Annotated in this window: 20 protein-coding genes; 13 read left to right on the forward strand and 7 right to left on the reverse strand. The window is 67.0% G+C overall.

The features are described 5' to 3' along the window. Positions 1-16: 16 nt before the first annotated feature. From ACOQOP_RS02115 to ACOQOP_RS02125, 3 genes are all read right to left on the reverse strand, one after another. The gene (locus tag ACOQOP_RS02115) at positions 17-1,177 is read right to left on the reverse strand and encodes a hypothetical protein (protein WP_420564664.1); all 1,161 of its coding nucleotides are present in this window, start codon (positions 1,175-1,177) and stop codon (positions 17-19) included. Positions 1,178-1,246: 69 nt separating this feature from the next. Then, a complete protein-coding gene (locus ACOQOP_RS02120) occupies positions 1,247-1,879 on the reverse strand; it encodes a hydrolase (protein WP_420564665.1) in 633 nt (210 codons plus the stop codon). Further along, the gene (locus ACOQOP_RS02125; protein WP_420564666.1) at positions 1,876-2,283 is read right to left on the reverse strand and encodes a hypothetical protein; all 408 of its coding nucleotides are present in this window, start codon (positions 2,281-2,283) and stop codon (positions 1,876-1,878) included. The genes ACOQOP_RS02120 and ACOQOP_RS02125 overlap by 4 nt, the downstream gene beginning before the upstream one ends. Before the next feature lie 140 nt (positions 2,284-2,423). Between ACOQOP_RS02125 and ACOQOP_RS02130 the strand changes: the two genes are divergently transcribed. Beyond that, complete coding sequence (locus ACOQOP_RS02130) at positions 2,424-3,656, forward strand: MFS transporter (protein WP_420564667.1); 1,233 nt, start codon at positions 2,424-2,426, stop codon at positions 3,654-3,656. 144 nt (positions 3,657-3,800) lie between these two features. On the opposite strand, the gene ACOQOP_RS02135 is transcribed toward ACOQOP_RS02130, so the two are convergent. Together ACOQOP_RS02135 and ACOQOP_RS02140 are read right to left on the reverse strand one after the other, a co-directional pair. Beyond that, positions 3,801-4,115 carry a GIY-YIG nuclease family protein gene (locus tag ACOQOP_RS02135; protein ID WP_420564668.1) on the reverse strand — a complete coding sequence of 105 codons (315 nt, stop codon included), beginning with the start codon at positions 4,113-4,115 and terminating at the stop codon, positions 3,801-3,803. Between the two features lie 189 nt (positions 4,116-4,304). Beyond that, positions 4,305-5,234 carry a DMT family transporter gene (locus ACOQOP_RS02140; RefSeq protein WP_420564669.1) on the reverse strand — a complete coding sequence of 310 codons (930 nt, stop codon included), beginning with the start codon at positions 5,232-5,234 and terminating at the stop codon, positions 4,305-4,307. A 158-nt stretch (positions 5,235-5,392) separates the two neighbouring features. On the opposite strand from ACOQOP_RS02140, the gene ACOQOP_RS02145 reads away from it, so the two are divergent. The 3 genes from ACOQOP_RS02145 to ACOQOP_RS02155 are packed head-to-tail and all read left to right on the forward strand — an operon-like array spanning position 5,393 to position 7,682. After that, a complete protein-coding gene (locus ACOQOP_RS02145; RefSeq protein WP_420564670.1) occupies positions 5,393-6,112 on the forward strand; it encodes a hypothetical protein in 720 nt (239 codons plus the stop codon). A gap of 7 nt (positions 6,113-6,119) precedes the next feature. Beyond that, complete coding sequence (locus ACOQOP_RS02150) at positions 6,120-7,313, forward strand: MFS transporter (RefSeq protein WP_420564671.1); 1,194 nt, start codon at positions 6,120-6,122, stop codon at positions 7,311-7,313. A gap of 33 nt (positions 7,314-7,346) precedes the next feature. After that, positions 7,347-7,682, forward strand: a complete 336-nt coding sequence (locus ACOQOP_RS02155) for a cupin domain-containing protein (RefSeq protein WP_420564672.1) — start codon at positions 7,347-7,349, stop codon at positions 7,680-7,682. A 6-nt stretch (positions 7,683-7,688) separates the two neighbouring features. On the opposite strand, the gene ACOQOP_RS02160 is transcribed toward ACOQOP_RS02155, so the two are convergent. Beyond that, positions 7,689-8,927 (reverse strand): SPOR domain-containing protein, encoded by a 1,239-nt coding sequence (locus ACOQOP_RS02160; protein WP_420564673.1) that lies wholly within the window; start codon positions 8,925-8,927, stop codon positions 7,689-7,691. 173 nt (positions 8,928-9,100) lie between these two features. On the opposite strand from ACOQOP_RS02160, the gene ACOQOP_RS02165 reads away from it, so the two are divergent. Both ACOQOP_RS02165 and ACOQOP_RS02170 read left to right on the forward strand, forming a co-directional pair. Continuing rightward, a complete protein-coding gene (locus ACOQOP_RS02165) occupies positions 9,101-9,877 on the forward strand; it encodes a class II aldolase/adducin family protein (protein WP_420564674.1) in 777 nt (258 codons plus the stop codon). A 95-nt stretch (positions 9,878-9,972) separates the two neighbouring features. Further along, a complete protein-coding gene (locus tag ACOQOP_RS02170; RefSeq protein ID WP_420564675.1) occupies positions 9,973-11,601 on the forward strand; it encodes an amidohydrolase in 1,629 nt (542 codons plus the stop codon). Positions 11,602-12,220: 619 nt separating this feature from the next. Here ACOQOP_RS02170 and ACOQOP_RS02175 read toward each other — a convergent pair. After that, on the reverse strand, positions 12,221-12,811 hold the full coding sequence (locus tag ACOQOP_RS02175; protein WP_420564676.1) for a biotin transporter BioY: 591 nt from the start codon (positions 12,809-12,811) through the stop codon (positions 12,221-12,223). A 202-nt stretch (positions 12,812-13,013) separates the two neighbouring features. Here ACOQOP_RS02175 and ACOQOP_RS02180 point away from each other — a divergent pair, with 202 nt between their 5' ends. The 7 genes from ACOQOP_RS02180 (at position 13,014) to ACOQOP_RS02210 (ending at position 20,503) form a co-directional block, all read left to right on the forward strand. Further along, complete coding sequence (locus tag ACOQOP_RS02180; RefSeq protein WP_420564677.1) at positions 13,014-14,468, forward strand: amidohydrolase family protein; 1,455 nt, start codon at positions 13,014-13,016, stop codon at positions 14,466-14,468. A gap of 147 nt (positions 14,469-14,615) precedes the next feature. Further along, positions 14,616-15,116 carry a hypothetical protein gene (locus ACOQOP_RS02185; protein WP_420564678.1) on the forward strand — a complete coding sequence of 167 codons (501 nt, stop codon included), beginning with the start codon at positions 14,616-14,618 and terminating at the stop codon, positions 15,114-15,116. A gap of 112 nt (positions 15,117-15,228) precedes the next feature. Continuing rightward, positions 15,229-16,071: a bifunctional 5,10-methylenetetrahydrofolate dehydrogenase/5,10-methenyltetrahydrofolate cyclohydrolase gene (locus tag ACOQOP_RS02190; RefSeq protein WP_420564679.1), complete on the forward strand. Its 843-nt coding sequence runs from the start codon at positions 15,229-15,231 to the stop codon at positions 16,069-16,071. Then, positions 16,071-16,676, forward strand: a complete 606-nt coding sequence (locus ACOQOP_RS02195) for a cyclodeaminase/cyclohydrolase family protein (protein ID WP_420564680.1) — start codon at positions 16,071-16,073, stop codon at positions 16,674-16,676. The genes ACOQOP_RS02190 and ACOQOP_RS02195 overlap by 1 nt, the downstream gene beginning before the upstream one ends. A 99-nt stretch (positions 16,677-16,775) precedes the next feature. Then, entirely contained in the window at positions 16,776-17,780 is a 1,005-nt protein-coding gene (locus tag ACOQOP_RS02200; RefSeq protein WP_420564681.1) for an FkbM family methyltransferase, read from the forward strand. A 111-nt stretch (positions 17,781-17,891) separates the two neighbouring features. Then, positions 17,892-19,352, forward strand: a complete 1,461-nt coding sequence (gene hydA / locus ACOQOP_RS02205; protein ID WP_420564682.1) for a dihydropyrimidinase — start codon at positions 17,892-17,894, stop codon at positions 19,350-19,352. A gap of 2 nt (positions 19,353-19,354) precedes the next feature. Further along, on the forward strand, positions 19,355-20,503 hold the full coding sequence (locus tag ACOQOP_RS02210) for a hypothetical protein (protein ID WP_420564683.1): 1,149 nt from the start codon (positions 19,355-19,357) through the stop codon (positions 20,501-20,503). Positions 20,504-20,509 lie beyond the last annotated feature (6 nt).

A 20,509-nucleotide genomic window follows, 5' to 3' on the forward strand; every position in this document is an offset into this window, starting at 1 on the left:
TCTCTCTCACCGGCCGTCAGCTGGCTTCGCTCAAGGCTTCGGCCCGCCGCCGTTCGATCCGAAGCTGCAATTCGATGTCGGTCTCGCCGGACTGCCAGTTCTGCAACGGCTTCACGAACTTGCGCATGGCACTCTCAAGTTCGCCCCAGGCCTTGCCATTCTGGGCATCGAGCTCCTTGGTCGGCACCAGGGGCAGCATGCGCACGATTTCCTCCAGCGCATCCTTCTGCTCGTGCAGCGCGCCGTCGAGGACCTCTTCCCACAAACCGATCACGTGGTCCCAGCCGTCCAGCAGCCAGGAGATCCGGTTCATCCCGTCGGCGATTTCGGGGCCAACGGTACTCCATTTCGCCAGAGCCGTCTTCAGGTCGTTGGCGTGGTCGTCGATCTCGCCCAGCACGTCGCGTCCCACATCGAGGGTCAGCAGCGCGACATCGGCCACCAGGAAGGCCAGCCCATCCGGGTCGGCGTTGGAGTTCCTGCCCCAGGCGGTGATGTTCATCCGGAACGCCTTCAGCCGGGTCATCAGGCGCCGCAGCCGGCATTCGTGAGGCATCGAGGCGACGCCCACCGGCGCGATCATGTCCGACCATTTCTCGATATCGGCATAGAGCTGCTCGGAGGAGACCCGCAGGTCGTTGGCGATGCCGGCCATGATCCCGCGCACCTTCTTCTGGCCGGCGGCCGAGGACAGCTCGGCGACGGAGAGCTGAACGTCCGCCTTGGCCAAGCTCTTCACCACCGAGTTGACCAGGTAGTAGTTGGTGAGCAGCCGCTCGTTCTCTTCCTGCTCGACGGCCCGCTCGGCCGCGTCGATGGCATCCGGCCCGGACAGGCCGGTCATGGCGATCTCATGGGCGCAGCGCCGCATCTCGCGAGGGGTGGAGGCCTTCCTGGTCTCGATCATGTCGTGGAAGGCGCGGTCGTGCACGCTCATGCGGAAGACGTCGCGCACCCCCGACCAGCCAATGATGTAGACGCCGCTGCTGCCGGACAGGCCCGGCACGATGACTTCCAGCCCGTTATTGCCGTCGGACCGGGCCCGGGCGAAGGCCAGCATCGGGGTGGTGAAGGGGACGACGACGCCCCGTTCCTCGAAGGTCGCCGGCCAGTAGCGTGTGTTCAGGTGGCCGGCGGCTTCTCCATCCTTGGTGGCCGAATGCTTCGTCTGCGTCATCGGATCCTGATCCTGTTCTAGGATCGGCTGCGGTGGCTTCAACCTTGGCCGAAATTCTTTGTGGTTGCCTTAATTACCATGCACCGCACCATTGTTGGAGGCCGGAACTCCGGCCAACATGCGAAACCTTTTCAAGTAAAGCGTCTTTGCATCTTCCGGGCCAACCGGATCGATGGCGACCGGCTGCTTGACCCGCGGCGCGCCGAAAATCTTTCGCGCCTCGGCTGGATCGAAGCCGGCGATCTGGGTCGCCTCGAAATAGGCCGCGATCCGGTCCGCCCGCTTGATCAGTTTCTCGACCGACGCGGGAAGCTCCGCCGGCAGGCCGAAGCGGATATGGATCGCCGCCGACAGACGCTTGTCGACCGCCTTGTAGTCCGGGCCGATGATCGCCTTGAACGGGGTGATCATGTCGCCGATCACGTATTCCGGCCCGTCATGCAGCAGGGCGGCCAGCCGCCACTTGCGCGACAGGGTGCCGTCGATGCCCGTCGCGATCCGCTCGACCAGGACGGAATGCTGGGCCACCGAATAGGCCCAGGCGCCCGAGGTCTGGCCGTTCCAGCGGGCTACCCGGGACAGGCCGTGGGCGATGTCCTCAATCTCCACGTCGAAGGGCGACGGGTCCAGCAGGTCCAGGCGGCGTCCGCTCAGCATGCGCTGCCAGGCGCGGGGCGGCTCGTCGGCGCGGGGTCGGCTCATGTCAGGTCGGTCTCATGCTGGGTGGGTGTGCGGTCGGCACGGCGGCGGGCGGCGGAGCGATCGCGCAGGGCCTGTGCCCCGGCCCGCGCCTTGGCCGAGCGCCCGGCGACGAGGAGCACGATCAGCAGCCCCAGCAACGGTCCGGCGGCGATGAGCACCCGGGTCACCTTGGCGATGTTGATCTCCATGACGTACTGGGTGTCGAACAGGTGCATGCAGCGGATCTTGGCGTCCTCTTCGACATAGGTCTTGGTGCATTCCTGCTTGCCGGCGTCGCGCTTGCGCTCGATGCGGACATGGGTGTCGTGCCACTGGCGGTAGGATACCAGTCCGATGCCGCCGGCCCACAGAATGGCGACGGAAAGCAGCACGGCGAAGCCCAGCACGACGACGGTCCGGTTCATCGCTTTCCCCTACCGTTGGCGGGGAAACGGGGCAAGGGCCTTGCCGGGCGAGTGACCCGGTCCGCAAACCCCGGCCCCTTGACCCGCGCCGGGGAGGGGCGCACTTTCGTTGCCCAGCCAACTATTCGCCGACCGCCCCCATGACCGCCGCTACGCCGACCGCCGAGGACGCCGGATCGTTCCGCGATGACATGAAGGTCATCTCGCTGATCGGCACCGCCCATTTCTTCAGCCACTTCTACATCCTGCTGCTGGCACCCCTGTTCCCGATCCTGAAGGACGCGTTCGGGGTAAGCTATGTGCAGCTTGGGCTGATCCTGACGGTGGCGAACGCGGCGACCGGGGTGAGCCAGATCCCGTTCGGCTATCTTGTGGACAGGGTCGGGGCGAAGTGGATCCTGATCGGCGGGTTGGCGGCGCACGGGCTCGCCTTCGTGCTGATCGGCCTTACCGGGAATTACTGGGCGATGCTGGCCTGCATGGTGCTGGCCGGGGCGGCGAACGGGGTCTACCACCCGGCCGACTATGCGATCCTGTCGGCCTCGGTGTCGGAGAAGCGGATGGGGCGGGGCTTCTCGCTGCACACCTTCACCGGTTTCGCCGGTTTCGCGGCGGTGCCGATGACCATCGTCTGGCTGGCCCAGGAATTCGGCTGGCAGGCCGGGGTGACCGCCTGCGGCGCCGCCGGCATGGTGGCCGCATTGGCGCTGGTGGTGTTCGGCCGCTCGCTGAAGCATGCGCCGGGCTCCGACAAGCGCAAGAAGAAGGGCGGCGACGACAAGGGCGCGGGTGCCGGCGGGTCGATCATGCTGAACCCGGCGATCCTGATGTGCCTGATGTTCTTCCTGCTGCTGGCGCTGAGTTCCGGTGGCATCAACAACTTCCTGGTCTCCGCCCTGAACCGGGTGCATGGCACGCCGGTGGATTCGGCCAATCTCGGGCTGACCTTCTATCTGGTGGGCTCGTCGCTCGGCATCCTGCTGGGCGGGGTGATCGCCGACCGTACGACCAACCACAACCGGGTGGCGGCCTGCTGCTTCCTGGCGACGGCGGTGGCGGTGATGATCGTCGGCACGGTGGCGCTGCCGATCTGGGCGTTGGTGACGCTGATGGCGCTGCAGGGCCTGACCCACGGCATCATCATGCCGAGCCGTGACATGATCGTGCGCTCGGTCACGCCGGCCGGCTCGATGGGCAAGGTGTTCGGCTTCGTGTCGACGGGCTTCAGCCTGGGCGGCATCGTCGCCCCGCTGATGTTCGGCTTCCTGCTGGACCGCGGCGAGCCGGCCCTGGTGTTCTACGTGATCGCCGGTTTCATGGTGGTGTCGCTGCTGACGGTGTTCACCGTGGGTGGGAAGAAGGCGACGGCGTAGGAGCCTCCTCAACTAATCCGTCTTCCCGGCCTTGCGCCGGGACCGAGACGGCCGCGCGATGGAGCTTTGAACGGGAATTGCAGGCGCCGCAGCGGCTCTATTCCTAGATCCCGGCGCAAGGCCGGGAAGACGCGAAATCCGCTCTTACCGAGGTTCGCCCAACCCTGACGGCGGCCCGATGATGTCGTAGGAGAGATCCCGCCAGTCGGGATTGTCCCGCTCGATCAGGTCCAGCTTCCAGTCGCGCCGCCAGCGCTTCAGACGGCGTTCGCGGATGAGGGCATGTTCCAAACACTCAAGCTCTTCAAAATAGACCAGTTTTGTGACGTTGTACGTTGCAGTGAAACCGCCGAGAAGCTTTTCGCGGTGCTGGTAGATACGGCGCGCGAGGTCGGTGGTCTGACCGACATACAACGTCCCGTTCCGCCGGCTCGCGAGGATGTAGACCCAGGCTCTCATGCTGGAGCTATGGGAAGGTTGGACCGGTTCTCCGCTCCAATTCAGAAACTTTTTTGATCTTCCCGGCCCTTCGCCGGGACCGAGAGGGCCGCGCGATGGAGCGGTGGGAGTTAAGAAACGGCGTCGCAGCGGCTCCCATCCTCGGTCCCGGCGCGAGGCCGGGAAGACATGGTGAGGAGAGACTAATCCTTACCCTTTCTTCGCCAGGGTCGCCTCGCGGTGGATGACGTAGAGGCCGCTGGCGATGACGATGGTGCCGCCGACGATCACCCAGATGTCCGGGATGTCGCCGAACACCATGTAGCCCCAGAACGCCGCGAAGGTGATCTGCACGTACTGGAACGGCGCCAGGGTGGACGCCGTCGCCACCTTGTAGGCGTTGATCATCAGCCACTGCGAGACCCCGCCGATCGCCCCCATGGCCGCCATCCAGCCGAGCTGTTCCCAGGTCGGGGTCTGCCAGAAGAACGGGAGCAGCAGCGAGGTGCCCACCGTCCCCATCAGGGCGGCGTAGAACAGGATGGACAGGGTCTCCTCGGTGCGGGTCAGCATCCGGGTGACGATCACGAAGACGGCAAAGATGAACGCCATGAAGATCATCAGCCCATAGGCCCAGTGCACGTCGCCGAAGCCGGGGCGCACGATCACGATGACGCCGACCAGCCCGATCAGCACCGCCGCCCAGCGCCGCGGTCCCACAGTCTCGCCCAGCATCGGGATCGACAGGGCGACGACGAAGAGCGGCGCGACGAAGCCGATCGCCACCGCATCGGCCAGCGGAATGTAGCGGATGGCGGTGAAGAAACTCATCGTCGCCGTCAGCAGCAGCACGCCCCGCAGCAGGGTCAGCTTGACCTGGCGCACCCGCAGCAGCGGCAGCAGGCGCCTGCCCGGGAAGAACATCAGCATGAAGCCGAGATGAAAAGCGTAGCGGCCCCAGGCGACCATCGGCACCGGCATCTGCTGGCCGAGATACTTGGCCAGCGTGTCCATGGTGGCGAACAGCAGCTCGGCGGTGATCAGCAGCCCGATTCCCCGGACCGCGTTCTCCGACACGTCGGCGGCAGGGGGCGTGGCGGCGGGTGCGCGATCGGGCACCGCGGTGGGCGGCTTTGGCATGGTCGACATGGGGCGGAAGGTGACACACGGCCGCCCCATTGGGAAAGCAGGATCGCGCCCGCTATCCCTGCCCCTTCACCCGGGCGGCCTGACCGGCTAGAACACCGGCGCGGGCGGGGAAGTGACAACTCGGTCTTCCCTCGGCGAGGAAACAGCATATGAGCCTTTACGACAGCGAGCGGCGCTACCGGCGTCGGGTGTGGGGCGGCGTCATCCGCTTCGTCATCTATATCGGCGTCGTTCTGGCGGCGGCCATGGTGTCCTACGAATTCGGCGCGGAGGACATCGAGAGCATGCGGCGCATGCATCAGGAACAGCTTCTGGAATTCGAACAGGCCCGTGCCTCCAGCGAGCAGGAGGCCGCCAACCTGCGGGTCGAGGTCGAGCGGGCAAAGCTGGCGCTGGATGAATGGGAGAAGCGCTACAACGCCGATGTGCCGACCGGGGCCCGGCGCGAGCTGCTCGACCTGGTCACCGAACGGCTGCAGGCCGGGGTGGATCCCCAGCGTCTGGCGTTCTTCATCAAGTCGGCGGAGGAGAAGCGCGACTGCGAGGAGGTGGAGACCAAACGCTTCCTGGTCCGCACCCCGCTGTATAACGGCGCCAATACCTCGGTCACCTTCGCCAACGACGCGGTCGCGGTGACCGGCAGCGGCGAGTCGGAAGTGACCGATGCGGGCCTGCCGCAGAACTGGTACGACCCGCAGAAGCCGGTGACCCTGACCTTCACGCGGATCGACGGCCAGCGCACCGAGGTGGCCGGCACCCTGCCGCTCCAGCAGTCCATTCTTCATGACGGGATCGAGCACCACTTCCTGGTGAAGCCCGGCGCGCGCGGCTTCGCGCAGGTGGCGGCCGAGCGCTGCACCTACCCGTGAGCGTGTCTTGACCACCGCGGCGGCCGGCGGGGGCGGCGACCTGTCGCCGGCCCAGGTGACCCGCAGCCTGCTGGCCCATTACGCGTCCTCCATGGCGATCGGCCTGGCGGTCGGCGGCTTCGTGCCGCTGATCGCGGTGACTCTCGAGGCGCGTCAGGTCGATACGGTCATGATCGGCATCAACTCCGCCATGACCTCGCTGGGCGTGCTGATGATCGCGCCCTATGCGACCGTGTTCGTGCGCCGCTTCGGTGCCAGCCCGGCCATGGTCGCCGGCCTGCTGCTGACGGCCTTGTCGGCCCTGGCCATGGCCTTCATCGACAACATCTGGGCCTGGATGGTGCTGCGTTTCCTGATCGGCGCCGGGGTCTCGATCCACTGGGTGGTCAGCGAGACCTGGATGAACGCCATCGTCAGCGAGCGGCGTCGCGGGCTGGTGATGTCGATCTACATCACCTCGATCGCCTCCGGCTTCGCGCTCGGACCGATCATCCTGACCCTGATCGGGACCCAGGGGCCCGCACCCTTCGTGACCATCGCGGCGATCACCGCCCTGACGGCACTTCCCCTGGCGCTGATCCGCAAGCTGGCCCCGCCGCTGGCGCTGGAGACCAAGGGCAGCGTGATCCGCCTGGCCCGCGAGGCGCCGACGATCTTCGCCGCCGTCCTCACCGTCGGTCTGATCGACGCCGCCTTCTTCACCTTCCTGCCAATCTACGGCATCCGCATCGGCATGCCGTCGGCGACGGCGGTGACCCTGCTGACGGCGGTGTTCGCCGGCAATGTGGCGCTGCAGATTCCGCTCGGCTGGCTGGCTGACCGGGTGAACCGGCGTGGCCTGCTGCTGGTGCTGGGCACGATCTGCATCGCCTGTCCGGGGCTGGTGGCCTGGCTGCTGCGGGCGGATTCGCTCGCGGCGTATCCAATCCTGTTCTTCTGGGGCGGATGCAGCTTCGGCCTCTACACGGTCGGCGTCACCATGCTGGGCGAGCGCTATCGCGGTGGAGAGCTGGTGGCCGCCAATGCCGCCTTCGTGATGACCTTCGAGCTCGCCAACCTGTTCGGCCCGCCGCTCTCCGGCTGGGCGATCGAGGCGTGGGTCCCGACCGGGCTCATGGTCTACATGGCCTGCATCTGCGCCGGCTTCGTGCTGCTGTCGCTGATCCGGGGGTGGATGCGGGCACGCGGGACTGTAGGGTAGGGGAAACCCGACAAACCCAAAGGGAGGCCCGCCATGGAAGCGGTCAAGGACGCCGATCATCTCTACGAGGCAGAATATCGGGCCCGGCATCTGGAGCGGCCCGGCTTCCGTATCCAGGAAATCCAACTGTCGCCGACCCAGAAAGTGCCCTGGCACACCCATACCAACGTGGGCGACACCTTCTACGTGCTGAAAGGCACCCTGCGCATCTACCTGATGAACCCGAAGGAGTCGGTCGAGCTCGCCCCCGGCAAGAGCTATGAGGTGGTCGCCGGCCGCCCGCACCTGGTGACCAACGCCGGCGATACCTCGGTCAACTTCCTGATCATGCAGGGCGTCGGCGAATACGACTACGTCCCGATCGTCTGACTCCGATCAGGGCAGCGGGCCGCGGGCGTCGCAGAACTGGCCCTTGGCCTTCAGCGGGGCGCAGAACTGGACCGCCGCGTCGCGGTTCGGGAAGCCCTGGGCCATCAGCCGCACATAGGTGCCGCGGCCGTTGCCCGGATCGAACTCGCTGGTGACCATCTTCTTGTCGCCCAGATCCGGGAACCGGCGCTGCAGCAGCTTCCAGCCGTCCTGGGCCGAACGCGCCGAGCGGTAGGAGGCGAGATGCACCGCCCAGGGGCCTGACGATCCGCCACCGCCCGAGGCGGCCGCAGTCCGGGGCGCGGTCGAACCGGCGGCTGCGGCGGCCGGGGCTGCGGCGCGGCCGGCATCGAGCCCGGCGACCTTCTCCAGCCGCGCGACCACATCCTCCAGACGGGAGATCAGGGCGTCGGCCCGCTCGGCCTCGGTGCCGATCGCCGGACCCGACATGCTGTTCTGCGGCATGACCGGCGTCGGGGCCGGGCCCATGACGGCGACCGGCGGGGTGACCGGCTGCTGCACGGTCGGGCCTTCCACCGGGTTCGGCGTGGCGGCGACGGTGGCCGGCAGCTCGCGAGTGCGGTCGTTGGCGAGGGTCACCGACAGCAGTTCCTTGCGGGACTGGCCGGTCCCGAAATCGCGGACGCGCAGCACGTAGTTCTGCACCACCGGCGAGTAGAAGTAGCTGTCCAGGAAGTCCTTGCGCTGGCAGTCGATGCGGAAGGTCGTATAGGTGCCGGCGGGGACCTGCACGTCCTCCTGGCCCGAGACCACGCAGCGATGCTCCTCCTGCCAGCCGGCCGGCGCGTTCTCGGCCGAGCCGCGCACGGAGTAGGCGATCACGTTGCCTTCCTGCAGCGGGAAGAGCTGTTCCGGCGAGCCTATGATGGTCTGCTGCCCGCGGCCGAGTTCCGGATGGGATGACCAGCGCAGCTGTGGGGTGACGAGCGCGGTGTCCTTGGTCCAGATCAGCCCGTCGTCATTCGTCCAGACCACCCGGTCGGGGGCGACGGAGACCACCTGCTCGCGGGTTGGCTGGCCGTTCTCGGTGAACACGAACGTATCCCCCGCGGCGTAGATCGGCGCCGGGGCGGGCGCGAGGCGGTTGTCGGGGGTGCTGCCGCCGAGACTGTCGCCGATGCTGCCGACCGATGAGCAGCCGGAGAGCAGGGCGGTCGCGATGGCCAGGAGAAGGAGCGGGCGGCGCTGCGCCATGCGGATCGGCCTCTCGCCACTGGGGAGCATGGATTCGTCCTGAATCATCAATATTTTGCGGTTCCTGTCAAGGAAACCGCAAGACTGGCGCCTCGCGGGGGCGAGGGGCAATGGTCAAAACTTTGATGGATTGACCGCCCCCGCGGCACCCGCCAATCTCGGCGCTAACCCTACATTCCCGTCCCTCAGCCGAGGAGGCCGCCATGGCCCTTGCCTATGAGGCAGAAATCCCGTCAGTGCGCGAGCAGGTGAGCGAGGAGGAGTGGCAGATCCGTGTCGATCTCGCCTGTCTCTACCGCCTCGTGGCGTTCTATCGCTGGACCGATTCGATCTACACCCACCTGTCCGCCCGCCTCCCGGGGCCGGAGCATCACTTCCTGCTGAACCCCTACGGGCTGATGTTCGAGGAGGTGACCGCGTCGTCGCTCGTGAAGATCGACACCGAGGGTCAGATCGTCATGGACTCGCCCTTCGAGGTGAACGAGGCCGGTTTCACCATCCACTCCGCCGTCCATATGGCGCGTCCGGAGGTGATGTGCGTCGCCCATACCCATACCCGCGCCGGCATGGCGGTCTCGGCCCAGAAGGAAGGGCTGCTGCCGATCACCCAGAACGCGATGATGTTCTACGGCGACCATCTCGCCTACCACACCTATGAAGGCATCGCGCTCGACCTGGACGAGCGCGAGCGGCTGCAGGCCGATCTCGGCAACCGCTACGCCATGATCCTGCGCAACCACGGCCTGCTGGCCTGCGGACGCACCATCGGCGAGGCGTTCGAGATCCTGCAGAACCTGGAGCATGCCTGCGTCGCCCAGCTCGCCGCCCAGACCGGCAAGGAGCTGATCATCCCGTCCGACGAGGTCTGCCAGCACACCGCCGACCAGTTCTGGGGCGACGGCAGCAAGCCGTTCGGCGAGCGCGCCTGGCCGGCCATGCGCCGCATGATGGACCGCTACAGCCCGGGCTACGACGCCTGACCACAAGACGCCAGTTCCGGCACCGGCCCCGTCCAAGCGACGGGGCCGACTCTTTCAAACCATGATTTAGACACCCCACTCTAGGAGATGCATGCATGGCGCGGGTGGCCGCTGATACCGTCCTGACGGGCGGAAAGGTCTTTCTTGGCCCCGGTCTCGGTTTCGCCGAGGCGGTGGCGATCTGGCAGGGCAGGGTGCTCGCCACCGGCAAGGCGTCGGAGATCGCCGATCTGATCGGTCCGGACACCAGGAAGATCGACCTCGCGGGCCGGCTGGCGGTGCCGGGCCTGAACGACGCCCACCAGCACATGATGGCCGTCGGCATGGGCACCCTGGAGGTGAACCTCAAGGGCGAGGACATCACGTCCATCGGCGACATCCTGGCCGCGATCAAGGCGCGGGCCGACACCCTGGCCCCGGGTGAGTGGATCATGGGCCGCGGCTACGACCACTTCAATCTGGCCGAGAAGCGTCATCCCCTGCGCGAAGAGCTGGACATGGTGGCGCCGGACAACCCGGTCTACATCAAGCGCACCTGCGGCCATATGGGGGTGGCGAACTCCAAGGCGCTGGAACTGGCTCAGGTCCGCGAGGGCATCGCCCAGCCGGCCGGCGGCCATGTGGAGGCGCAGAACGGCAAGCTGACCGGCCTGATGCAGGAGACCGCCCAGCAGCTCATGTACCGGGCCTTTCCGAAAGCCGGCATGGACGATTTCGTCGACGGCATCGAGGCCGGCGCGAAGCTCAACCTGTCCTACGGCTTCACCTCCTGCACCGATCCGGGGGTTGGCCTGCGCGAGGGCTACCGCGACTGGCAGGCCTATCTCTTCGCCCGCCGCCAGGGCCGCCTGCCCCAGCGCATGTATCTGATGCCGCTGGCGGGGGCGACCGGCTGGCCGGACCGCGTCCTGGACATGGACTTCATGACCGGCGACGGCGACGAGTGGGTCCGCACGGGCCCGATGAAGCTGTTCGCCGACGGTTCGGCCGGCGGCAAGACCGCGGCCATGTCCTCGCCGTATGCCGACGATTCCGAGAATTTCGGGATCTTCATCTACGGCGACGAGGAGATTCACGGCTACATCGCCGACTACCACGCCCGCGGCTTCCAGATCGCCACCCACGCCATCGGCGACGCGGCGATCGAGCAGGTGCTGAGCGGCTACGAGAAGGCGATCGGCAACCAGGTCCAGTCCGACCGCCGCCACCGGATCGAGCATTGCGGCTTCCTGTCGAAGGACCAGATCGCCCGCATGGCCAAGGCCGGCGTGCTGCCCGCACCCCAGTCGATCTTCCTGTACGAGTTCGGCGACCTGTATCTCGACGCGCTCGGCCCGGAGCGGCCGGCGGCGAGCTATCCGATGCGCAGCTGGATCGATGCCGGGCTGCACCCCTCGGGCAGCTCGGACGGCCCGGTGTCGCAGACCAACCCGTTCCGCGGGATCTACAACATGGTCACCCGCAAGACCTCCAGGGGCACGGTCATCGGCCCGGAGGAGCGCATCACGGTGGAAGAGGCGATCGGCGCCTATACGGTGAACGGCGCCTACGGCTCCTTCGAGGAAGGCATCAAGGGCACGCTGCAGGTCGGCATGCTCGGCGACGTGGCGGTGTTCGACACCGACCTCTTCGCCACCGAGCCGGAGGCCTGGATCGACGCCCGGTGCGACCTGACGGTGCTGGGTGGGGACGTGGCCTACGACCGGCAGAGCGAGGCTGCGTAAGAACCCACAACCTCCCGACCCGTCATCCTGACGCCCGTCGGGATCTTCGGTGCACCGTCGCCTGATGCATGGTCCTGATTTGCATCAGGACGACGGGGAGGGGGTGGATTGACGCCCGGTGCGACCTGACGGTGCTGGGTGGGGGCGTGGCCTACGCTCGCCAGAGTGAGGAGGCTTAAGGACCTACAACCTCCCTACCCGTCGTCCTGATGCAAATCAGGACCAAGCTGCCGGCGACGGTGCGCAGGTCCTGGATCAAGCCCATGACGACGGTTTGGGTCGGTACGAACAAGTCCTCACCCGTCATCCTGACGCACGTCAGGATCTGCGGTGCAGCGTCGCCTGATGCATGGTCCTGATTTGCATCAGGACGACGGGGAGGGGATCGACGTCCGGTGCGACCTGACGGTGCTCGGCGGCGAGGTGGCCTACGACCGGCAGAGTGAGGCGGCCTGGGGGTCAAACACGACGCGTTCACCCGATCTCGTCTTCCCAGCCTTGCGCCGGGACCGAGACAGCCGCGTGATGGAGCGTCGGGTATCGATCTCCCGCGCCGCAGCGGCCCCTTCCCTCGATCCCGGCGCGAGGCCGGGAAGACGGGAAGGGGTTGCGGCGGAGGTTACCCCCGCAGCTTGCGCGTCACCGCCCAGGCCGGCGGCAGGACGGCGACCGCCAGCGCGGTCTTCAGCAGCGTCGCCGCCCAGAACGGCGCCACGCCGAACGCGAACGCCTTCTCCGCCCCGATCAGCACCGCCAGCCAGGCGAAGCCGAAGACGAACACCGCCGCATGGCCGAGACCGGCGGCGGCGACGGTCTTCAGCCAGGACCGGTCCCAGCCGCGCTCGGCCAGCACGCCGCAGAGCCAGGCGCCGGCGACGAAGCCGACAAGATACCCGCCGGTCGGCCCGGCCATATAGGCGAGGCCCAGGCCCTTCTCCGGCGTGCCGGCGAAGACCGGCAGTCCCAGCGCGCCTTGGGCCAGGTACAGCATCACGGTGGCGGCTCCCAAACGCGGGCCGAGCGCCGTGCCGAGGACCATGATGACGAAGGTCTGCATGGTCATCGGCACGGGATAGAACGGGATCTGCGTCTTGGCGGAAATGGTCAGCAGCACCGATCCGGCGAGCGCCAGCCCGGCGTCGCGCAGCAGCCGGCGGCTGCGGCCGTCAACCGGCAGGGCGGTGTCGAGAAGGGTGGGAAAAGCGGTCATGCCCGAGGTCCATCGTCAGGTTGAAGAGGGGCGAACGGTCCGCAGGGCGGGTTGCTCTGTCAACCGTGACCCCACGTCACCTGTGGTGATTTCTCCGGTTTGACGCGGCAGGCCCGGCCCCGCAAACTCCGGGTCGCCGCGGGAGCCCCCGCCGACCGGATCTGCGATCGAGCCGGAACTGCAATCGAGAATGAGGAAGACGATGAGCCGCACGACGGTGATCAAGAACTGCGACTGGGTGATCGGCTGGGATCCGGAGGGCGGTTCCGAAGGCACCGGCGGGCATGTCTACCTGAAGGGGGCCGACATCGCCTTCCGCGACCACGAACTGATCCATGTGGGCAAGGGCTTCGAGGGCGAGGCCGACGTCACCCTGGACGGTGCCGGCAAGATGATCCTGCCCGGCTTCATCGACGTGCACTCCCACCCGGCGTCGGAGCCCGGCAACAAGGGGCTGAACGAGGAGCTCGGCTCGCCCAAGCTCGGCCAGTCCTCGCTCTACGAGTACATGCCGGTCTTCCGCATGTTGCCGGAAGGCGCCAGCCCGGCCATGCGTTTCGCCATCCACGAGATGCTGAAGAGCGGCGTCACCACCTATTGCGACCTGTCCATGGCCCGCGACGGCTGGGTCGAGGACGTGGCGTCGACCGGCATCCGCGGCGTGCTCTGCCCGATGTACCGCTCGGCCGCCTGGACCACCAAGGACGGCCATTCCGTCGTTTACGACTGGGACGAGGCCGCCGGCGAGCGGGCCATGGAGCGCGCCATCGCCACCATTGACGAGGCCGACGCCCATCCCTCAGGTCGGATGTCCGGCATGATGGGCCCGTCGCAGATCGACACGTGCACCGCCGAGTTGATCCAGGCCTCTCACAAGGAGGCGATGGACCGCGGCATCACCATGCACATCCATGCCGCCCAGAGCGTGGTCGAGTTCAACGAGATGACCCGCCGCCACGGCATGACGCCGATCGAATGGCTGGACGACCTCGGCGTGCTGACCGACGGCACCATCGTGGCCCATGGTATCTTCCTCAACGATCACCCCTGGCTGCACTGGCCGCAGGCGAACGATTTCGGCCGGCTGGTCGCCTCCGGTGCGGGCGTGGCGCATTGCCCGAACGTGTTCTGGCGCCGCGGCATCGCGCTGAACCATGTGGGCCGCTATATGGACGCGGGCATCCCGCTCGGCCTCGGCACGGACACCTTCCCGCACAATTTCATCCACGAGATGGAGGTGGCGATGATCGCCGGGCGCCTGATGGCCGGCGACTTCACCAACGCGACGACCGAGCAGATCTTCTACGCCGCGACGGCGGGTGCCGCCCGGCTGATCGGCCGCGACGACATCGGCCGGCTGGAGGCGGGCTGCAAGGCGGACTTCACCGTGGTCGATTGCGGCCATCCCTATATGCAGCCCCTGCGCGACCCGATCCGCAGCTTGATCTATTCCGCCGGCGACAGGGCGGTGGAGGATGTCTGGGTGCACGGCCAGAAGGTCGTGTCCAAGGGCGAGGTGGAGAGCATCGACGTGGCGGATGTGTCGGCCAAGCTCAACGCCTTCCAGGAGATCACCATCTCGGGCGTGCGCCAGCGCGACTGGGCCGGCCGGGACATCGACACCATGACGCCGATGGTGTTCGAGAAGCGGGAGTAGGAGACAGCCGGGCGGTGGGCCGGCGCTCACCGCCCGTCACAACCGGTTGAGGACCGTGCGAGGCGATTGTAACCGATCGCCGCCGGGGCTCATTAGGGGCGCAACGTCGATCCGATCGACGCAGGCAACTCAGGAGCCCGCAGCGCCATGGCCAGCACCGACATGCATTCCAGCCCGACCGTCCCGCCGCTGAACGCCGCCACCGTGGGGCTCATGTTCCTCGCCGGGGCCGTGGCCACCATGGCCTTCGACCTGTGGGGCCAGCTCATCAGCCCGGGCATCGGCTGGGCCAACCTGTCGCCGCACGGTCTCGCCAAGAGCCTGCTGGGTACCTTCGGCCTGCCGAACGGCGACTTCGCCGGCTATTTCGTGCATTTCTATCTGGTTGGGCTGATCGGCTATCCGGTCGGGTGGCTGTTCATCTTCAAGCCGGTCTGGGAGAAGGTCCTGGGCGGGCTCGGCGGCTGGTTCCTGCCGGCCGCGGTCTACGGCTTCGGCCTCTGGGTCTTCGCCATCGGCGGAATCACGGCGATCGCCGGCCTGCCGTTCTTCCTGAACTTCACCGGCATCACCTGGGTCGCCCTGATCGGCCACGTGCTCTACGGCATCGTCCTGGTCCTGGTCATCCGGCTCGCCGGCCGGGGCTGACGAACCACCGGTTCACCCCATCCCCGACACCGGGGGTCGCGCCCGCACCATGCCCGCGTTAAAAGGCGCGCTATGCGGTCGACGTGATCGCGGAGCAGGCATGGGGTGAGCGATGAAGATCGAAGCCAAGGACATCGTCGACGCAATCAAGGCCGAAGTGACGGCCGGCGTCGACGCCCACAAGGCCCGCGGCGTGGAGCCGACGATCCGGGTGATCGTCGCCACCGATGACGCGGCCGTGCTGTCCTATGTCCGCTCCAAGGTGAAGCAGGCCGGTAACCTCGGCATCGCCATGGAGGTGGTCGAGCTCGGTCCCGAGAAGGACCAGGCGTCATTCGAGGCGTTGATCCGCGCATCGAACGACGACACGTCCATCCATGGCGTCATGGTCGAGCTGCCGGTGCGCGGTGGGCTGGACCACGACCGGGTGCTGTCGATCCTCGACCCGAAGAAGGACGTGGACGGGCTGACCACCCTGAACCAGGGGCTGATCCAGCAGGGCCGCGAGGACGAGGCGATCTGCCCGGCCACCCCGCAGGCCTGCATCCGGCTGGCCGAGACCATCGGCGGACTGTCCGGCGAGCGGGTCGCGGTGGTAGGCCGCGGGCCGACCGTCGGCAAGCCGCTGGCCGCCATGCTGATCAATCGCAGCGCCACCGTCACCGTCGCCCATAGCCGCACGAAGGATCTGGCGGCGACCATCGCGCCGTGCCGCTTCGTCTTCGCCGCCACTGGGCGGCCTGGGCTGCTGAATGCCGGCAACGTGACGGCCGAGCACGTCATCCTGGACGCCGGCATCGCCTATAAGGACGACAAGCTGGTCGGCGATTTCGACGCCGAGGCGGCCGAGGGCGTGGCCGCCTATACCCCGGTGCCGGGCGGCGTGGGCCGGGTCACCTCGGCGATCATCTTCGCCAATCTCCTGAAATGCATGACCCTGCAGGGACATTCGTGATGACCGACGCCAGTTTCGACCAGTCCATCGGTGACTTCCTGGACGCCATCGCCAGCGATGCGCCGGTGCCGGGCGGCGGATCCGTCAGCTCCTATACCGCCGCCGCCGGCATGGCGCTGGTGGTGATGGCGCTGGAGGTGTCCATCAAGAAGGCCGAGGACACCGCCCCTTTCACCGCGCTGATCGACCGTGGCCGCACCGTGATCGCCGAACTGAAGACCAGCCTGGTGGCGGATATCGACTGCTTCTCCACCTATATGGCGACCCTGAAGATGCCGAAGGGCACCGAGGAGGAGATCGCCGCCCGCAAGACCGCCATGGGGCAGGCCGCCGTCACCTCCACCGCCGTGCCGGTGGCCGCCGCCGCCCATTGCGTGGAGGGGCTGAAGATCGCGGTAGAGGCTAGGGCGATCTGCCGGCCGACAATTCTCAGCGACGTCTATGCCGGCGCCAACCTGCTGGAGGCGTCCTGCCGGTCGATCCTGCTGAACGTCGATGCCAATCTCGGTTCCATCCCGTCGGAGGCGGAGCGCAGCCGCTACGCCGAGGCCAAGGCGGAGCTCCTGAAGGAGGCGGCCGCCCTGCTGGCCAAGGCGGCTGGATAAGGAGGGCCCGCGACATTTCCCGGTCATGATACAGTCCGGCAATCCCAGAGCCGGACCGGGAGGTGTACGGACGTGAGCGCGAGGAAATCACCGACGGCGATGCGCACGACCGCCCGCCGTGCCGCCGTTCTTGAACCAGCAAACGTGCAGGCCAATCTGCATGCCGCGTGGCCGCCCCATGCCAGGGACGGGCTGACGCGGACCGAAGCGCTCCTCAAGCGGCTGCGCGTGCTGGCCGGCGATAACCCCACCTTCACCTATATGGACGCCCGTGCCTGGGCCACGTTGGAGAACTGTCAGCTCCGCGCGGATCGCTATGGCACGGAAAAGGTCTGGCGAATGGCGGCACCGAACGGTCGGCAGCTCACTTTCCCGCTGGGAACCGCTGCTGCCGAGGCGTTCAAATCCTTGGTCGACGAAGCCGGCGGGCTCTACGAGTGGCCGTTGCTGAAGCTGATCGACACGCGCGTCGGACCGGGCGACGTCTTCATCGATGTCGGGGCGCATGTCGGTTATGTCAGTGCGATGGCGGCGGCCACCGGGGCAACCGTGTTCGCCATCGAGTTCCAGCGCGAGCTGATCCCGCTGATCGAGCAGGTCGCCACGCTGAACGAACTGGATCTGCTGCGCGCTCTGCATGTGGGTGCGTCACAGTCAGCGGGCCTCTCGGTCGCGATGCGGGGCCACCTCTCGCCCGGCCAGAAGCTTGAGACTGCGCTCTCGCGCAAGATGCTCGGCGACGATCCGGCTTCGGTGCTGAACGACTATGTGCCGGTGATGACCCTGGACCAGTTGTTCGACAGTGACCAGCTGGCGCCGACGCTGGTCAAGATCGACGTCGAAGGCCACGAGATCGGCGTTCTGGAAGGGGCGCGGGGGCTGATCGCGCGGGGACGGACGAGCTTTGTCGTCGAGTTCCATCCGCATCTCGTCGCCGCCTATGGCCGCAGCGCCGACGACCTCATCGCCCTGTTTCCGCAGGGGTGGCGGACCTCGCAACTCACCGATGACGGGTTGGTGCCGCTCGCCTCGATGAAGGATGTGGTGCCGGATTCCCGCGATCCCAACCCGAAGCTGGTCTTCGATCCGCCGCTTTCGGGCTGAGCGGACCTGTCGGGATATCGGCGCCAAGTTTCCGTCACCGACCTCTGGGCGGGTCGGTTGTCACGTGCTTAACTCGCCGAAAGGATCAACCGACATCTCGGGAGCACACAGGTGAGCGAGTACGACGTCATCATCACGGGCGGGACTGTGGTCAACGCGGCCGACACGCAGAAGGCCGATATCGGGATCAAGGACGGCCGCATCGTCGCCCTGGCCGAGAAGCTCTCGGGCTCCGCCGCGCGTACCATTGATGCCGCCGGCCGCTACGTCCTGCCGGGCGGCATCGACAGCCACTGCCACATCCAGCAGCCGTCCTCTGGTGGCGGCCAGAACGCCGAGACCTGGGAGAGCGGCACCCGCTCCGCGGCCTGCGGCGGCACGACCACCGTCATCGCCTTCGCCGCCCAGGAAAAGGGCAAGGGCGTCAAGCACATGGTCGCCGACTATCACGAGAAGGCGAAGCAGGCCTGCATCGATTACAGCTTCCACATCATCCTCAACGACCCGTCGGATGATGTGATGGAGAACGAGATCCCGGAGCTGATCGCCTCCGGTCACCGTTCGCTGAAGCTGTTCATGACCTACCCGAAGAACCGGGTGGACGATAAGCAGATCCTGAAGATCTTCGAGACCGCGCGGAAGCACCAGGCCCTGGTCTGCGTCCATGCCGAGAACCACGACGCGATCATGTACATGACCGAGAAGCTGGTCGGGAACGGCTTCGGCAACACCAAGTACCACGCTTGGTGCAAGCCGCCGCTGGTCGAGCGCGAGGCCTGCCAGCGCGTGATCATGCTGTCCGAACTGATGGACCTGCCGATCCAGATCTTCCACGTCACGTGCGAGGAAGCGGCCGAGGAGATCCGACGCGCCCAGGCCCGCGGCGTGAAGGTCTTCGCGGAGACCTGCCCGCAGTATTTCGTGCTGACCGCCGACGATCTGGACGGCGACCAGCGCCATGGCGCTCGTGTCCTGTGCTCGCCGGCGCCGCGGTCGGTGGCCGACCAGCAGGCGCTGTGGAACCATGTGCGCATGGGCACGATCGGCAACGTCACCTCCGACCACGCGCCGTACAACATCGATGCGCCGGACGGAAAGTTCTGGGCCGGCGACAACGCGCCGTTCAGCCAGATCGCCAACGGCGTGCCGGGGCTGGAGACGCGCATGCCGATCACCTTCTCCGAAGGCGTGGTGAAGGGCCGGATCGACCTGCAGACCTTCGTGGCGCTGACCTCCACCAACTCGGCCAAGCTGTTCGGCCTGTATCCGAAGAAGGGCCGGATCGGCATCGGCGCCGATGCCGACATCGTCATCTGGGATGCCGAGAAGAAGCAGACCATCACCCAGGACATGCTGCATCACGACACCGACTACACCCCCTACGAGGGCATGGACGTGACCGGTTGGCCGGCGGTGACCCTGTCGCGGGGCAAGGTGGTCTGGAACGACGGCGAGGTCGGGTGCGAGGCCGGCTGGGGTCTGTTCCTGGCCCGCGCGCCGTACGACTACATCAAGCCGTCGGGCAAGTTCCCGACCCCGTTCAACCCGATCACCGGCAAGATCGAGGGCTGAGCGTGGACGCGGCGTCCTATCGGCTGTCGGAGGTCCTGGCGAAGCGGGGCATGCGCTCGCTCCGCCAGACCGGCATCCATGCGCCGGAATATTTCGAGTCGACCGGGTTCCTGACCCGGGTGGAGTCGACGGAGGACCTGGTGGTCCTCCTCGACGTCATGCATAACAACCGCTACGACGATTTCATGGCCGAACTGGGCGGCCTGGACGATGCAGACATGGCGGAGGTGCTTGGCGCCTACGCGGAGTATGCCCGGTTCTTCCTGACCCAGTTCCCGTCGACGGAGATCCCGATCCCGCTGTCGGGCATGCTGTCTCAATACGCCATCGCCCTGAAGCTGCGCGGCATCCCTGAGCGCAAATCGGTGCTGGAGATCGGGCCGGGCAGCGGGCTGCTCTCGTTCTTCCTGGCAAACGATCCGAGCATCGAGCGCTACGACCAGGTCGAGGCGACCGAGAGTTTCTACCTGTTGCAGAGCTTGGTGAACCGGCACGTCTACGGCCACCGCTTCATCGACCACGCGCAGTTCGACAGCCGCGCGGCGGATCTCGGCGGCATCGATTTCGAGACCGTCCGCACCCGGCACAAGGAGATCTTGGTCAACTACGAGACGCCGGAGGGGCTGACCGTCGAGCGGCACCCGCGGGCCGAGCATTTCCCGTGGTGGCGCCTGGAGGATGTGGCGGCGCGGCGCTACGACGTGGTGACCTCCAACGCCAACTTGACCGAGTTCAACGAGACGGCCCTGCGCTACTACGCCGCCCTGTTCGTTCAGGTTCTGAAGCCGACGGGAGTGTTCCTTGCGCAGTGCCCGGGCGGCGGACGGACCAGCGGCGACGTGGCGCTGCGGGCACTGATGGATGTGGGCCTGCGGCCGCTGCTGATCGCGGCGCGTTATATCGGCCGCAACCCAAAGCATCCGGCCGCCCTGCCGGAGGGCAAGCAGCTCGTTACGGCCAACCTGATCTTCGTGCCGCCGGGGCACCCGTCCTACGAGAAGGCCTCGGATCCGAACCAGAAGATGCCGATCATCGATGCCGACGATCCGCTGACCCGGTCCATCCTTGGCTATCACCGCAAGCCTGCGAAGATCTGGAGCCGCGAGGAGATGCTGGGCGCGATAGCGGAGCGGCTGCGCGACCTGGGGTGAGCGCGG

This window comes from Thalassobaculum sp. (assembly GCF_965223715.1).
Classification (GTDB): Bacteria; Pseudomonadota; Alphaproteobacteria; order Thalassobaculales; family Thalassobaculaceae; genus Thalassobaculum.

Excerpts from the sequence above, each read along its gene's own strand:
- ACOQOP_RS02115 (WP_420564664.1), bottom strand. The coding sequence starts at position 1,177 with ATGACGCAGACGAAGCATTCGGCCACCAAGGATGGAGAAGCCGCCGGC.
- ACOQOP_RS02120 (WP_420564665.1), bottom strand. The coding sequence starts at position 1,879 with ATGAGCCGACCCCGCGCCGACGAGCCGCCCCGCGCCTGGCAGCGCATG.
- ACOQOP_RS02125 (WP_420564666.1), bottom strand. The coding sequence starts at position 2,283 with ATGAACCGGACCGTCGTCGTGCTGGGCTTCGCCGTGCTGCTTTCCGTC.
- ACOQOP_RS02130 (WP_420564667.1), top strand. The coding sequence starts at position 2,424 with ATGACCGCCGCTACGCCGACCGCCGAGGACGCCGGATCGTTCCGCGAT.
- ACOQOP_RS02135 (WP_420564668.1), bottom strand. The coding sequence starts at position 4,115 with ATGAGAGCCTGGGTCTACATCCTCGCGAGCCGGCGGAACGGGACGTTG.
- ACOQOP_RS02140 (WP_420564669.1), bottom strand. The coding sequence starts at position 5,234 with ATGCCAAAGCCGCCCACCGCGGTGCCCGATCGCGCACCCGCCGCCACG.
- ACOQOP_RS02145 (WP_420564670.1), top strand. The coding sequence starts at position 5,393 with ATGAGCCTTTACGACAGCGAGCGGCGCTACCGGCGTCGGGTGTGGGGC.
- ACOQOP_RS02155 (WP_420564672.1), top strand. The coding sequence starts at position 7,347 with ATGGAAGCGGTCAAGGACGCCGATCATCTCTACGAGGCAGAATATCGG.
- ACOQOP_RS02160 (WP_420564673.1), bottom strand. The coding sequence starts at position 8,927 with ATGCTCCCCAGTGGCGAGAGGCCGATCCGCATGGCGCAGCGCCGCCCG.
- ACOQOP_RS02165 (WP_420564674.1), top strand. The coding sequence starts at position 9,101 with ATGGCCCTTGCCTATGAGGCAGAAATCCCGTCAGTGCGCGAGCAGGTG.
- ACOQOP_RS02170 (WP_420564675.1), top strand. The coding sequence starts at position 9,973 with ATGGCGCGGGTGGCCGCTGATACCGTCCTGACGGGCGGAAAGGTCTTT.
- ACOQOP_RS02175 (WP_420564676.1), bottom strand. The coding sequence starts at position 12,811 with ATGACCGCTTTTCCCACCCTTCTCGACACCGCCCTGCCGGTTGACGGC.
- ACOQOP_RS02180 (WP_420564677.1), top strand. The coding sequence starts at position 13,014 with ATGAGCCGCACGACGGTGATCAAGAACTGCGACTGGGTGATCGGCTGG.
- ACOQOP_RS02185 (WP_420564678.1), top strand. The coding sequence starts at position 14,616 with ATGGCCAGCACCGACATGCATTCCAGCCCGACCGTCCCGCCGCTGAAC.
- ACOQOP_RS02190 (WP_420564679.1), top strand. The coding sequence starts at position 15,229 with ATGAAGATCGAAGCCAAGGACATCGTCGACGCAATCAAGGCCGAAGTG.
- ACOQOP_RS02195 (WP_420564680.1), top strand. The coding sequence starts at position 16,071 with ATGACCGACGCCAGTTTCGACCAGTCCATCGGTGACTTCCTGGACGCC.
- ACOQOP_RS02200 (WP_420564681.1), top strand. The coding sequence starts at position 16,776 with ATGCGCACGACCGCCCGCCGTGCCGCCGTTCTTGAACCAGCAAACGTG.